7 protein-coding genes and 1 pseudogene are annotated in these 14049 nt (G+C 68.3%); 4 read left to right on the top strand and 4 right to left on the bottom strand.

Annotated features, from left to right (window positions below):
• The first annotated feature begins 25 nt into the window (after positions 1-25).
• The 4 genes and pseudogenes from E1289_RS10345 to E1289_RS10330 form a co-directional block, all read left to right on the top strand.
• The gene (locus tag E1289_RS10345; protein ID WP_131978086.1) at positions 26-2080 is read left to right on the top strand and encodes a hydantoinase/oxoprolinase family protein; all 2055 of its coding nucleotides are present in this window, start codon (positions 26-28) and stop codon (positions 2078-2080) included.
• Positions 2077-3816 carry a hydantoinase B/oxoprolinase family protein gene (locus E1289_RS10340; RefSeq protein WP_131978083.1) on the top strand — a complete coding sequence of 580 codons (1740 nt, stop codon included), beginning with the start codon at positions 2077-2079 and terminating at the stop codon, positions 3814-3816. Before E1289_RS10345 ends, E1289_RS10340 begins: the two co-directional genes overlap by 4 nt.
• The gene (locus E1289_RS10335) at positions 3809-5323 is read left to right on the top strand and encodes a GMC family oxidoreductase N-terminal domain-containing protein (RefSeq protein ID WP_131978080.1); all 1515 of its coding nucleotides are present in this window, start codon (positions 3809-3811) and stop codon (positions 5321-5323) included. Before E1289_RS10340 ends, E1289_RS10335 begins: the two co-directional genes overlap by 8 nt.
• 79 nt (positions 5324-5402) lie before the next feature.
• Positions 5403-5675 (top strand): annotated as a pseudogene (locus E1289_RS10330) (tyrosine-type recombinase/integrase); the annotation flags it as partial.
• Positions 5676-6804: 1129 nt separating this feature from the next.
• Here E1289_RS10330 and E1289_RS10325 read toward each other — a convergent pair.
• From E1289_RS10325 to E1289_RS10310, 4 genes are all read right to left on the bottom strand, one after another.
• Entirely contained in the window at positions 6805-8760 is a 1956-nt protein-coding gene (locus E1289_RS10325; RefSeq protein WP_131978074.1) for a hypothetical protein, read from the bottom strand.
• On the bottom strand, positions 8757-9914 hold the full coding sequence (locus E1289_RS10320) for a 5'-methylthioadenosine/S-adenosylhomocysteine nucleosidase (protein WP_131978071.1): 1158 nt from the start codon (positions 9912-9914) through the stop codon (positions 8757-8759). Before E1289_RS10320 ends, E1289_RS10325 begins: the two co-directional genes overlap by 4 nt.
• Positions 9911-10645 (bottom strand): NUDIX domain-containing protein, encoded by a 735-nt coding sequence (locus E1289_RS10315; RefSeq protein WP_131978068.1) that lies wholly within the window; start codon positions 10643-10645, stop codon positions 9911-9913. Before E1289_RS10315 ends, E1289_RS10320 begins: the two co-directional genes overlap by 4 nt.
• A gap of 114 nt (positions 10646-10759) precedes the next feature.
• Positions 10760-13804, bottom strand: coding sequence for an AAA domain-containing protein (locus E1289_RS10310; protein WP_165970414.1), 3045 nt, complete (start codon positions 13802-13804; stop codon positions 10760-10762).
• Positions 13805-14049 lie beyond the last annotated feature (245 nt).

The following is a 14049-nucleotide window of genomic DNA, read 5'->3' as shown; positions in this document are numbered from 1 at the left end:
GCCCATCAGCCAAAAGGGGAGCCATATGCCGATCAGGGCCGCCGTCGACATCGGCGGGACCTTCACCGACGTCGTGGGCTACGACGACGTCAAGGGCACACTGATGCTGGGGAAGACGCTCAGCACACCGCACGACCTCATCGACGGCGTGTTCGGTGGCCTGCGAGCCGCGAACGTCCCGGTGCCGGATCTCGTTCTCGCCATCCACGGCAGCACCGTCGTGGTGAACGCGCTGATCGAGCGCAAGGGAGCGCGGACCGCGCTGCTCACCACGGCGGGATTCCGGGACGTGTACGAGATCGGCCGCATCAACCGCCCCGACGCGTTCAACCTCGCCTTCACCAAGCACCGGCCGCTGATCCCACGAGAGATGATCTTCGAGGTCCCGGAGCGGACGCGCGCCGACGGCGGGACCGCCCGGGAGCTCGACGAGGACCGCACCCGGGCCGTCGCCCGCGAGCTGGCCGCGCTCGGTGTGGATTCCGTGGCCGTGGTCCTGCTGCACGCCTACCGCGACCCGGCGCACGAGATCCGGGTGGGCGAGATCCTGCGGGAGGAACTGCCCGGCGCGTACGTCACGCTGTCGCACGAGATCAGCCGCGAGTACCGCGAGTTCGAGCGGACCTCGACCGTGGTGGCGAACGCCTTCGTGGGCCCGCTGGTCAGCGACTACCTCGGACGGCTCGAAGACCGGCTGCGGGCGGGCGGTTCCGGGGCCGCACTCGCGATCATGCAGTCCAACGGCGGTGTGTCCGACGTGGCCACGGCCGCCGGCCAGTGCGTGCAGATGCTGGAGTCGGGCCCGGCCGGCGGCGTGGTCGGCACGATCGCGCTGTGCGAGGCGCTCGGCCAGCGCGAGGCGATCGCTTTCGACATGGGCGGCACGACGGCGAAGTCGGCGGTGATCCGCGACCTGACGTTCCCGATGGCCAGCGACTATTTCCTCGGCGGCTACAACACGGGGCTGCCGATCCGCATCCCGTGCCTGGACATCGTGGAGGTCGGCACCGGCGGCGGCAGCGTCGCCTGGCTCGACGAGGCCGACGGAGTCCACGTGGGGCCGCGGAGCGCGGGCGCCGACCCCGGCCCGGCCTGCTACGGCCGCGGCGGCACGGAGCCCACGATCACCGACGCGTCCGTGGTCCTCGGGCACCTGGCGCCCAGCGGTGAGCTGGCCGGCGGGCTGCACCTCGACCACGACGCGGCCCGCCGCGCGGTCGGCGCGCTGGCCGGCCGGCTCGGCATGGACGCCACCGCCACCGCAGCCGGGATCATCGCCATCGGGGCGGCCTCGATGGCCAACTCCGTCCGCGCGGTGACCACCGAGCGGGGCCTCGACCCGCGGGACTTCACCCTGGTCGCCTACGGCGGGAACGGGCCGCTGCACGTCTCGCAGGTCGCCCGCGAACTGGCCATCGGGCGCGTCGTGGTGCCGCAGAACCCGGCCCTGTTCTCGGCGCTCGGGATGCTCATGGCCGACCAGCGTCTCGACGTCGTGCAGACCGGCGTGCGGACGCTGCGCGACACGACGGCCGAGGAGATCGAGGAGTCGTACCGGAGGCTGGAGGACGAGTGCGAGCGAGCCCTCGCCTTCGGCGAGCTGCGGTTCGGCGCGGTGGAGTTCCTGCGCGCGGCGGACATGCGCTACGTCGGCCAGGAGCACACCGTCACGGTCGACGTGCCGTCCGGGACCCGAACCGTCGACGATCTCAAGCGGGCCTTCGACACCGCGCACGAGCAGCGCTACAGCCACAGTGCCCCCGGCGAGCCCGCGCAGATCGTCAGCCTGCGGGTCTCGGCGGTCGGCCGGCTGCGCAAGCCCGACCTCACCAAGATCCCTGAGGGGGCGCGGACCCCGGTGGACGAGGCCCGCACGGGGACTCGGGAGATCGTCTTCACCCCGGCCGCCGGCGCGCTCCCCGTGCCGGTCTACGCGCGGGCGGCGCTGCTGGCCGGTAACGGCGTCGCCGGGCCCGCCGTCATCGAGGAGCCGACCGCCACCACCCTGCTGCATCCCGGTGACCGCGCCGAGGTCGACGGGTACGGAAACCTGCTGCTGGAGATCGGAGCCCGACCGTGACCGACATCGATCCGATCACCGCCGAGATCATCCGCGCCGGGTTCGTCTCGATCACCGAGGAGATGAAGACGAACCTGATGCGCACGGCGTACAACCTCATCATCTACGAGGCCCAGGACTTCACCGTCGGGCTCTTCGACGCCGACGGCGAGACGATCTCGGTCGGCCTCGGGCTGCCGATGTTCGTGGGCGGCCTGTCCGACGCCATCAAGGCGAAGCTGGAGTTCTACGGGCGGGACGGCATCAGGCCGGGCGACATCCTGCTCACCAACGACGCCTACATCATGGGCAGCCACCTCAACCACATGATCTTCACGCTGCCGATCTTCCATGAGGGCGAGCTCATCGCCTTCGCCTCATCGATGGCGCACTGGATCGACGTCGGCGGTGTGCTCGGCGGCACCACCACCGACATCTACTCCGAGGGCCTCCAAGTCCCGATCGTGAAGATATTCAAGGAGGGCGTCCAGGACGACGAGCTGACCCGGTTGATCGCCATGAACGTCCGGTTCGAGGACCTGGCGATGGGCGACTTCCGGGCGCAGGTCGCCGCCGTGCGCACCGGCGAGACCCGGATGCGCGCGATGCTCGAACGCTACGGCGCCGATGTCGTCCGGGCCGGCATCGCCGACGTGTACCGCCGCGGCGAAGAGCTGAGCAGGCAGGCCGTACGGCGCATTCCGGACGGCGAGTACCGCGCCGAGGCGTACATGGACGACGACGCGGTGCGGGTCGGCGAGCGGATCCCCATCCGGGTACGCGTCGTGGTCGAGGACGATGTGATGACCATCGACCTGAGCGAGATGAGCCCGCAGGTCGCGGGCTACTTCAACTCGGGCGCCACGGCCGGCCGCTCGGCCGCCCAGGTCGCGTTCAAGTGCCTCACCTCGCCGGACGAGTATCCGATCAACCACGGCTCGCTGCGCCCCCTGGAGGTGGTGCTGCCGCCGGGCACGGTCGTCAGCGCGACCAAGCCGGCCGCGATGCGGCTGTGGATGACGTATCCCATGACCGTCGTCGACTGCGTCTTCCGGGCGATGGCGGAGGTCATGCCCGGCATCAGCATCGCCGGCCACCATGCCGACCTGGGGATGTCGCACACCTACGGCGTGGATGAGAGGACCGGGCGGTTCTTTCAGTTCTACGGCGGGCCGCAGGGCGGCGGCTGGGGTGCCACCTCCCTGGCCGACGGGCAGAGCGCGACGATGTGCATCAACGACGGCGACACCCACAACGCGCCCGTCGAGGTGGTGGAGGCCAAGTATCCGATGGTCACCATCGAGGAGTACGCCCTGGTCCAGGACTCCGGTGGGGCCGGGACGCACCGCGGCGGGCTCGGCACCCGGCTGCGCATCCGCGTGCACACCGCGGCCAAGCTGGACACCTGGATCGAGCGCACCTCGTGCGCGCCTTGGGGGCTGGACGGCGGCCACGCCGCGGCGCGGAACCACGTCCGGGTCGAGCGGGCCGACGGTGAGGTGGTCACGTTCCCCAACGGGAAGGTCGGGGCGCTCGACCTGGCCGCCGGCGACGCCCACATCATCGAACTCGGTGGGGGCGGCGGATACGGCGACCCGCGGGAACGTCCCGTCGAGAAGGTCCTGAACGACGTTCGGGCCGGATACGTGTCGCCGGCTCAGGCGCGGGCCGAGTACGGCGTCGTCGTCACCGGTACCGACGATGACGTCGTGGTGGACGAGGCTGCGACCGCCATGTTGCGGAACGCTCATGGGTGACTCGTACGACTTCGTGATCGTCGGGGCCGGCTCGGCCGGCTGCGTGCTGGCCGGCCTGCTGTCCGCCGACCCCGACGCCACGGTCCTGCTACTGGAGGCCGGCGGCTCCGACGAGCGGCCGCAGATCCGGGAGACCTCCCGGTGGGCCGAGAACATCGGCAGCGATGTGGACTGGAACTACCGTACGGTGCGGCAGCGCCACGCCGGGGACCGGCGGATCGCCTGGCCGCGCGGCCGGGTCCTCGGCGGTTCGAGCTCGATCAACTCGATGGTCCACCTGCGCGGTGCGCGAAGCGACTTCGACGGATGGGCGCGGCTCGGCAACCCCGGTTGGGCCTACGCGGACGTGCTGCCGGCCTTCCGTGAGCTGGAGGACTTCCCCGGCGGCGACCCGCGCTACCGGGGAACCGGCGGGCCGCTGAAGGTCAGGCTCCCTCGCGAGCACAGCCCGCACGCCGTGGCTTTCCTGGAGTCGGCGCTGGCGGCGGGCCACTCCTACAACGACGACTTCAACGGGGCGTCCTTGGAGGGGGCCGGCTGGAACCAGCTCACGGCCGTCGCCGGACGCCGCCACAGCAGTGGCGACGCGTTCCTGCACCCGGCGCGGGAGCGGCCCAACCTGACGGTGAAGACGCAGGCACGGGCCCGCCGCCTCGTCATCGACGGGTCGGGCCGGGTCACCGCCGTCGAGTACGAGAGCGCCGGCCGGATCCTGTCCGCCGGAGTCGGTGCCGAGGCGCTGGTGTCGGCCGGGACCATCGAGTCGCCCAAACTCCTGCTGCTGTCCGGCATCGGCCCGTCCGCGGAACTGGCCGCAGTGGGCATCGGCTGCCTGCTCGACCTGCCCGGTGTCGGCCGCAACCTGCACGACCATCCCGGTGTGCCGCTGACCTGGGGGGTACGCCGGCCCGTCCCGCTCAGCCGGTACCAGCACAGCGAGGTCGGTCTCTTCTGCCGGACCGATCCGGCGCTCGACTCACCTGACCTGCAGTTCGGTGTGCTGAGCGTGGCGCTCACGGCCGACGGCGCGGTGTCCCCGGACCCGGCCTACAGCCTCTATCCGTGCCTGCTCCGGCCGCGCAGCCGGGGCAGCCTCCGGCTCCGGTCGGCGGACCCGGCCGACGAGCCGCTGATCGACCCGAACTACCTGGAGTCGCCGGACGACGTGGACGCGCTCGTCCGGGCGATCGAGGTCTCGCGCGGGCTGGCGACGGGAGCGGGCCTGCGGGAGTGGACCGGCGAGGAGATCCTCCCCGGGCCGGACACCGACCTGCGGTCGTATGTGGCACGGACGGCCAACACCTGGTTCCACCCCGTCGGCACCTGCCGGATGGGCGCGGACTCCTCAGCGGTCGTGGACCCGTCCCTGCGGGTACGCGGCACGGCCAACCTCCGGGTGATCGACGCCTCGGTCATCCCGGAGATCCCCTCAGCCAACACCAACGCCGCCACCCTAATGATCGCGTGGCGAGCAGCCGAAATGATCAAAAACACACACTGCCACTGACCCACTCCACGACCGAGCCGCCTCCGCTCAGCATCACGCCCCTGCGAGACAGGCGTACGCCTAGGAGGACCACGGCCTCGTCTTCCCGCCCCAACGCGGAACACCCATGGAGCCAAACAACCTCCGCCGTAGCCGGGGCCGCGTCCGGGCGGCGGCCGGACTGGACGAGGTCCGCTTTCACGACATGCGGCACACCTGCGTCTCGCTGCTGCTCCACCTGGGCATCGCGCCCAACGTCGTCCGCGACATCGTCGGCCACAGCGACATCGAGGTGACCATGACGATCTACGCTCACACGTCCCTCGACGACAAGCGCACGGCACTGCGGAGGCTGGGGGATGCCCTCGGCTGACGTCCCTCACCTCAGAGCCCCGGACTCGACGTCTGGGGCTCTTGGCGTCCTCGGAGGCTCGTAGGGTGACCTTGTGCGCTACCTGAAGACCGCATTTGCTGCTGGTGCTCTCCGGCGCGGCAGGGAGGTGGAGCAACTGCTTGGGGCCTTTGAAGAAGAGTGACGGCGGGGGCTCCGTTGGTGTTGCATATGGCCGTCAAAGCGCTTCCGGGGGTTCGTCGTTCGCCTGCACATAGTTGAAGAGTGTGAGGCGCTTCCGCTCGATGAGTTCGCAGCCTTCTACGAGGCGGACGAGGACGGAGACGGCGCACGAACCGTGGGTGAGACCGAGTCGGCGGAAGCCGCTATCGAGCTTGCCGGACGGGAGTTAGGTGCTAACGACGGACGCTGGGTGAACCAAGGTGTGCTGTTCGATGAGTATCGAGACTTCATTGACAGCGGTCGTCCGCTAGGCCGATGGAAGCCGTCATGAGGGGACGTTGCCGTCAGGTTGCCGTCAAAAGGCCCGGAACCGTGAATGGTTCCGGGCCTTTTGGCTGGTCATCTGTGGTGGGCAGGGGCGGGGTCGAACCGCCGACCTTCCGCTTTTCAGGTCACAACGTCTGAGCGCTGTACTGACCTGCGAAAACCCAGGTCGCTCACGAGCGAGAAGCCGATAAGCGGATTGTGTTCCCCGTCAAGCTACCACGCAGTGCTACCGGGTAACTACCCAACGCGCGCCAGGGCAAGCCTGACCGGGGACTCACTGCCTCGTACAAGCCGCCGGTGTGTCCTCCGAGGGCCTGGGAACGTGAGGGCATGTCCCTGTCACTCACGTCCAGCCCTTGATGGGCCGTCCTTTGTTGCGAAGCTGACCGTCTCCGGCCCGACGGAGTCCACCGCCCAGGTGCTTACGGAGGAACTCCCGCTTCTGAGATGAAACGCCGCTCAACAGGCACGAGCAGACCGAAGATCCGTGCCACGCCTCTCCCATCGGGCACAGGCGCCGGGCCCTCGGCGACCACCGCTTCTCCACCGGGACACCGCCCGCCGTTCAGGAGTACCTCGGTGGCTGCAACCGGCCGTCGTGGTACGCGATGAACAAGCGGAGCCCATGCACCTTCCGCGTGAGCGGCCGCGAGCACAGCACCTATCTTCGTCGGCGTTCCCGTTCGATCCACCGCTTGCCCTCTGCTGCGATCCCTTCCATGACACGCAGCGTGTGGCCAAAGCCGGCGGCGTCCAGCGTCGTCTCTGAAACTGTGGCGAGGGTCTCGTCCATCTGGAGTTCTTCCATTGCGGCAGCCAACATCTCGGCCTTGACCAGCTCTCCGTTGACAAGGGCGAGCTCAAAACTGTGGTCGCCATCGTCTGCTTGACGTACCCGGACGGCAGCAACGGCCTCGTAGCGGTAGTTGGTGCGGGCCCGGTCGTGGAAGGTACCCCGCGCGAAGTCGAGGTCAGCGGTGAGCTGGCGTACCCCGTCTCTGGTGAGGAGGAATAGGAGCAAGCGATAGCGCGTATAGCGCCAGGGACCTTTGCGGACCCGTGCACGCCTGGTGGGGGCCCCGGGTGCTTCGATGAAGGCGTGGGCGATCATGTCGCTCATGGTCAAGCCGTAGTGGTGCAGTGCCTCGTCCAGCAGTACTTTTCGGTCGCGGTCCAGCCAGACGGCCATCTCCGGATCGGTCGGCTTGTCGGCGAGTTTGAGCTTCCAGCGTCGAAAGGCCGCTTCGCAGCTCTCCTGGATTTTGGTCGCCTCGGCCTTGTCGGCCACGTACCGCCGGTGCTCCACGAAGATCTGCAGCCAGGCACGGACGGCGAGCGCCCCGGCCAGGAGTGCTGAGAACGTGGAGGCGGCTGCGCTTGCAGGTGCGGTCGGTGCTGCGCACCCCACCGTCCAGATCGTCCCGGAGGTGAGGGCGGCGAGGCCAAGCAGGGTCATCATCTTGATGGTCGGGGGGACCGCAAGTTCCTGCTGGTAGTCCCACAGTGTGCCGCTCTCCCACTGCCGACGGACCTCGCTCACCCGGTAACGGATCAACCAGGCGATCCTTTCCACTCCGGTGCGCTGCTCTCGGTAGACATCGACGATCTCGTCCCGGATGCTTCTGCGGATTCCTGCTGTGCCGGCCAGCCAGGCGGAGCGGCTCGTGTTGCGCGGTAGGTACTTGGCGAAGTAGTGATCGAAGTGCTGGTCCACCTTGCCGACGAAGCCGACGGACTTCGTGCGAGGTGCATGCTCTCGAGGCTGTCTGTACTCCTTGTCCTTTGCTCGGCGCCTCTCGGTGAGGAAGTGCCATTCGGCGCCCGCGCGTGCAGCACAGATGCCACCGCCGATGCCCAGCAGGTACACGAGCAGCGTGAGCAGCTGAAGATCTCGGATGAGCAGATATGCCATGTTGACCGCTGCACCGGCCAGGACGATCGTGGTGCCTACGGCCCGGACCCAGGTGCCGGTTGGTATGGTCGGAGGTCGAGCCGGGCGGAACCGGGGGTGAGCAGGGTCGGGCTGGAAAAACTTCCAGACGCGTTCGGTGCGGCCTTCCGCCATCTGGTCTTGCCGGGCCTCTTCCAGAGCACGGCGCCACATCTCATCTTTCACCGGCCCGTCGAGGAATGGCTCCAGGTGCCGGAGGATCATGCCGCGTTGAGGGTCGCTGAGACCATCGAAGTCTTTCAGTAACGGGCGAAGATCCGTGTTGGGGTGCGCCACAGCGTCAAGGAGGCGCATGATGGTCTTCACACCGTCGGCCCAGGCGTCTCCACCGCTGAGGTGACAGGCACTTGGTGCATGATTCAGCGCCGCGATGTCCTCCACCGGCATCTCATTCCACGCCCGGCCGCTGACGAGGGCGAGTTGCCAGTGGAAGCACACCCGGCTACCGGTGAGACCAGCAGCCATCACGGCCTCGCCGATGAGCTCCCGGGCCTTGCTCGGTATGCCGCCGTTGAGCATCCTGACGCCGATCTCGAATCTCTCCGAGGGCGGGGCGCCTGGGGGAGGCGAGTAGATGTTGACGTCGCCATGTACAGTTCCCGCCTGCATCCCGACGTAGGCGTAATCCTTGGCGTAATTGGAGGTGGTCGCCTCCGGCTCGGTCATGACAGGTTCCGAACGAGTCCTAACAGGCTCGCCACCTCGCTCGCCAAGGCGGCGACGTCTCCGACGAGCCCGCGCACCTTCTTGAGCGCGAGTGTCACCGCACGCGTGTTTCGAGGGGTGGTCTGCAGGGCTTCGCGGGCACCGTCGAGCTCGGCGCGCGCCGCGTGATGGGTGTCTTCGTCGATGATTCCTGCGTCTCGCGCCCGCTCAAGCTGTTCGGCCAGGCCCGCGATCGCTTCGAAGGGATCTGCCGGCGCGGCCTTCTCGCCCGAGAATTGCACATCGCCGTGTACGTGCCCCGCCTGCACGCCCACCCTCGCATTGTCCTTGGCGACATTGCGGACTGCCTCAGTCATCCGTGGGCTCCCCGTCGGTCCGGTTGTCTCTGGCCGCTCGCGGTTCGGTTCTTCCGTCGTGAGGCTTTCGGCAAGTGCGGCCGTGAACGCCGCCGCATTGGCCACCGCTCGCGGCTGCCACCGCTCGCGGTCGCTGGTCTCCTTGGTGCCGTCGGCTCGATCGCTGACGCCCCGGATCACGACGACCGGAAGCGACCTGTTCAGATGCGCTGCCTGTGCTACACCGGCCCCCTCCATCTCGATCGCGAGCGCATCGTTGTAGTGGCGCCGGATCCAGTGGGCGTGCGCTGAGACCGTGGAGTTGAGAACTACTTCGCCGGCGGCGATGGGCCCGAAATGCACTTCGGGTAGCTGACGTTTCGCACGCCCGTTCCCCTTCCAGGACCGCTCGCGGGCAACGTGCCGGGCGATCTGGTCGGCGCCGTGCGATACCTCCCAGACACGGGGACGGCTCTTGAAGCCGTCATCCTCGCTGGTTCCGCCGTGGAAGGCGTAGACATGGGTCGCCACGACGACGTCGCCAAGTGCGATGTGGGAGTGCAGGGCTCCCGCCACCCCCACGAACAGCAGTGCTGCGGGGGAGAACTGGGCAATGGCGCGTTCGGCCAGTACTGCCGCGGATTGGTTGCCCTTGCCGACGAGCCCGAGAGCGATCTGGCATCGACCACCGTCGAGCTGGCCGACCTCGAAGCGGGTTCCCTGTGGATGCCGATGCAACCGCGGGCTGCGGAGCTTCTCTCGGACTGCGTCGTACTCAACGTCTAATGCCGTGAGCACAACGATCGTGCTGCCACTCATCCTTCTGACCCTTTCGTGTCGGGAGATTCGGTCGGCCGGACCATGGGGGGATACAGGTCCTTGCGCGCGCCTGCCTTGAACAGCCGTGCAGGACGTCCGGTCGTGATCTTGTGATCTGTGTCCGCCGCGACGATGAAGCCGCTGGACTTCTGGACCTTGCGATAGAAATTCCGGGGGTCGAGCGATATCCCCCAGACCGCCTCGTAGACCCGCTGCAGATCGGTGATCGTGAAGGTCGGGGCGCAGAACGCCGTGGCCAGGGACGATCGTTCGAGCTTGGCCCGGGCGCGTTCGACGCCGTCCTCAATGACCCGCTGGTGATCGAAGGCCAGCGCCAACTCTCCGCACAGCACCTGATCGGTGCGCTGCCAGCGGGCACCCGCCGCGTCCGTGCCGGCGGTCGGCTCCGGAAGCCCAGGGGCGATCGCCAGGTAAGCGACGGACACCACCCGACCGCGCGGATCGCGTCCCGGGGTGCCGTAGACGCCAAAATGCTCCAGATGCAGCGTCTCAACGTCCATGGCGGCCTCCTCCGCCAGTTCACGATGAGCGGCGGCGGTGAGGTCCTCCTCCGCATGGCGCAGGAAGCCACCGGGCAACGCCCAGGCTCCCTTGTACGGCTCGACGCCACGTTCCACGAGCAGGACGTGCATGCGCGAATCGCGCAGCGTCAAGATCACCAAGTCGACCGCGAGCATGACGGTCGGAGGCGTCCAGTGGTCGTCGGTCATGCGGCGAGAGTAGCTTTTTGTCAGCATGACAAAAAGCAGCTTCAGGCTGGCGCACCGGCTACTGCGCTGTGACCGATCGGCAAGTCTCGTTGGAGACGGGGCGACTTGCGCGTGTCACGTGCCCTCGGGAAGCCAGCGGCTCAAGCGGGCCCTCGGGACGCTCGCCGCGACGTGCCAGAGCTGGTGCCTGGGGTCCCACCTCGCCTGCACGAGACTTTTGGCCTCATCCTTCTCGTCATATGGCACACGCAGGTAGAGGCGGCCATCGACCACGTCGCCGGGGGAGATCCCATCTGCCGGTACTGTCTTCGCGGATTGATGGGTCGCCGGGGGCCAAGAGCGGGCGGGCCGGTCCATGCGGGCGCGGTCGACGATGCGCCGCACGCGTTCACAGGACGTCGGGTCGGTGATCCGCATCATCAGATCGGTCGAGCCGCCGTGGGCCAGCAGGTTCAGGGAGCCGTGCCAGAGGACGGTGTCGTCGACGATCAGGACCTTCTCGTGCATGCGCTCGCGGGCCTCGATCTGGCAGCCGGCCGACCGCAGCGTCGCGACGAGGTCTGCCTCCTTCGTGCCGGGTTCGTGCTGCCGCGTGTGCACGGTGACACGCGCGCCGGCGGCGATGCGCGGTTCGAGACGCCGGAGCCAGTACCTCACCGGGTTCGCGGAGAGGAAGGCGCAGTAGATGTCGATGCTGCGGCGGGCGCGCGTGATGTCCCATTCGACGCCGCGGGAGACCTCGTCGGCGGGGAAGAACGCGGGCCGCGCCAGTTCTTCTGGGGCCAGGCCGCTCAGGTCGGCTGCGCTGCGCACCGGGACGAGTTCCTCGACCGGAAGCCGCTGGGCGTGCTTCTCGAAGTACCCGAGCATCCGGGCGGCCTCGCTTGCGGGGCTGAGCCTGCGGTGCATGAACTCGGTGTTGGCGACCAGAACAAGATGGTCCTGTGCGCGGCTCAGCGCGACGTTCAGCAACCGGCAGGTTGCCGAGGACAGCCCGACACCCTCGTAGAAGTAGCCGAGCCGGTCGCCGGCTCCCGCGACGGTATCGATCACCACGAGCGGGCGCTGGCTTCCCTGGAAGCGGTGGACGGTGTCCACCACACCGTCGTAGGTCTCGCCGAAGCGGTGGGTCAAGCTCGTGTTCAGCGCCTTCTTCTGGTTCTTGTAAGGGCAGATGACGGCGAGTCGGTCGGCCGGTCCTTCCCCTTCAGCGTGCACGGTGTGCTTGCGGGCGGACAGGACCGTGTCGTACTGCAAGCCCCGGATCAGCTCGTGGATCACGGCTTCATGGACGGCGTTGGTGGTGTGAGCGTTCCTTCTTCCCCGGTCCGGGACCCGGCTGGAGGTGTCGATGAGCACCAGCTGGCCCTCGATCAGGGGTGAGGGCGGCAGTCGCGTCCCCTCCTGCCGGCCGGTCAGCAGCGGCGCGTCCGGATAGGCGACTTCGTTCACCACCGCGCAGATCGCCCGCCGCATGCGGTACTGCTCGTTGAGCGCGACCATCCTGGAGTCGCCCACGCGGGCGCCGCCCTGCGGATCGACGAGCCCGGCGGCGTGGAACGCGTCCCGGTCCATCCACAGCCGTGAGTGCTCCGTGTCCTGGGCCTGTGCCTTGCGGTTGTTCGAACCGCGGGTGACGGCGGGCAACTGCCGGAAGTCACCGGCCAGCACGACCCGCTTGCGGGCCAGGCCCGCCGTGTACCAGGCGGACGGCAGGTTCACCATCCCCGCCTCGTCGATGACCACGACATCGACTTCGTCCAGCAGCCGGCGGGTCTGAACCGCCTTGGACACCGTCGTGCCCAGCACCCGGCAGCGGCTCCGCACCGTGTCCGCGATCTTCTGGCGTTCCTTTTGCAGGTCGTCGAGTCGCTGCTGCAGCAGGTCGGCGTCCTCCCGCAGCCGCGCCACCGGAGCCAGCCCCTGTACTCGAGCCAGGATGCTCGGCAAGGCCGAGTCGATGGCGGCCAGTTCGGTTTCGCAATGCTGATAGTCGGCCCGAGCGACTCCGAGTCGCTGCGAGCAGGCCTCCCAAGCATGGCGATGGTGATACAGCTCGTTGTCGAGCGCATCCAGCTTCGCCTGCTTGCGTTGGGCGAACAGCCCCGAAGCGATCCCGATCTGGGCCATCTGCTCCTGGACCCACGCGATCTGCCTGGCAGCAGCATTCACTCCCGCCTCGGCATCGAGGACGAACTGGCCGGTGGCTGCCAGCCGCCGCCCGAGTTCATGGCGCTCGGCGGTGGCGCGCGCCGCCTCCTCGTGGCGGGCGATGCCTCCGCGTATCGCGGCGAGTTCTGTCGTGACCCGCGCGATCTCGGCGTCCAACTCGCCGGCCAGCCGGTCGGCGATGCGGCTCCGGTCGATCTGCTCCCCGTACTTCTCGGCGAGTGACGCCACGGCGATGTCCCCGGCGCGCTGCACCAGTCCCGAGTCGAACTCGGGTTCCCGGGCCAGCAGGTCGCACATCCGCAGCAGCGCCTGGTCGACCGCGACGTGCGTGGGCGCGAGAAAGAGCACACGCAGGCCCTGCCGGTAGCAGCCCTCGACGATGCTCGCGACCACTTCGGTCTTTCCGGTGCCCGGCGGTCCCCAAACGAAGGTCAGCTCGCTGCCGAGCGCCTGCTCCACGGCGCGTCGCTGCCGGGTGTTCAGCTGGCGGTTCCGATACCCCGAGACGAACCGTTCCGTTTCGGCGCACCGGCCGATCTTCGGCTTGCCCTGATCGACCAGCCACCCTGCGGCGGTGAGATTCGTCTCCGGTGCCCCGGCGCCCATCTGCTCCAGTCGCTCGGTCAGCGCCACAAGGCCCGCGGTGTCGTCCTCGACCAGTTGCGCGTTCGCCGGCGCGGTACCCAGGTCGGCCTCGGTGGTCACCCGGATCTTCCCGTCAGGCGACCGTGCGGCATCGGCGCGTTCCCACGGGCCGCGAGACCGAGACGTCCGGATCAGCAGATCCTTGCTGCCGAAGGTTTCCTTCCACCCCTTGCAGGTGAACAGGTACTCCCGCTCGGCACCGGACTGCTGGACGAGTCGACCGTCGCGCAGCGACACCTTTTCGGCATTCGTCATGTCGTTGTGCAGGATCGCCGCGATCTCCAACTGCAGCGCACGGTGCAGATGGGCTATGGGGTACGGCCCGGCTTGCGTCTCCGCCATCGATTCCTTCCCGAACTCCGTGGAACGTGACGAGCGCGACTGAACGCGCATCGTTATGGGCTTCAGAGAGGGGCCGCCTGCCCGACCGTGCCTCGCTGTCGCCGCGGCCTGCGGAACGTCATCAATCTGTGCGGGCCATCGCTGCCGTGCTTGCGCATGTGCGTCTCCGGGTGCTCGGTACTGGTCAGACCGATATCCGAGAAAGGGGCCAACTGTAGCCCATACATGAGTCTTTGCTCGGTGTC

Origin of the sequence: Actinomadura sp. 6K520 (assembly GCF_004349245.1) — a bacterium.
Taxonomy (GTDB): Bacteria; Actinomycetota; Actinomycetes; order Streptosporangiales; family Streptosporangiaceae; genus Spirillospora.
This window is presented reverse-complemented; position numbering and strand designations above follow the sequence as displayed.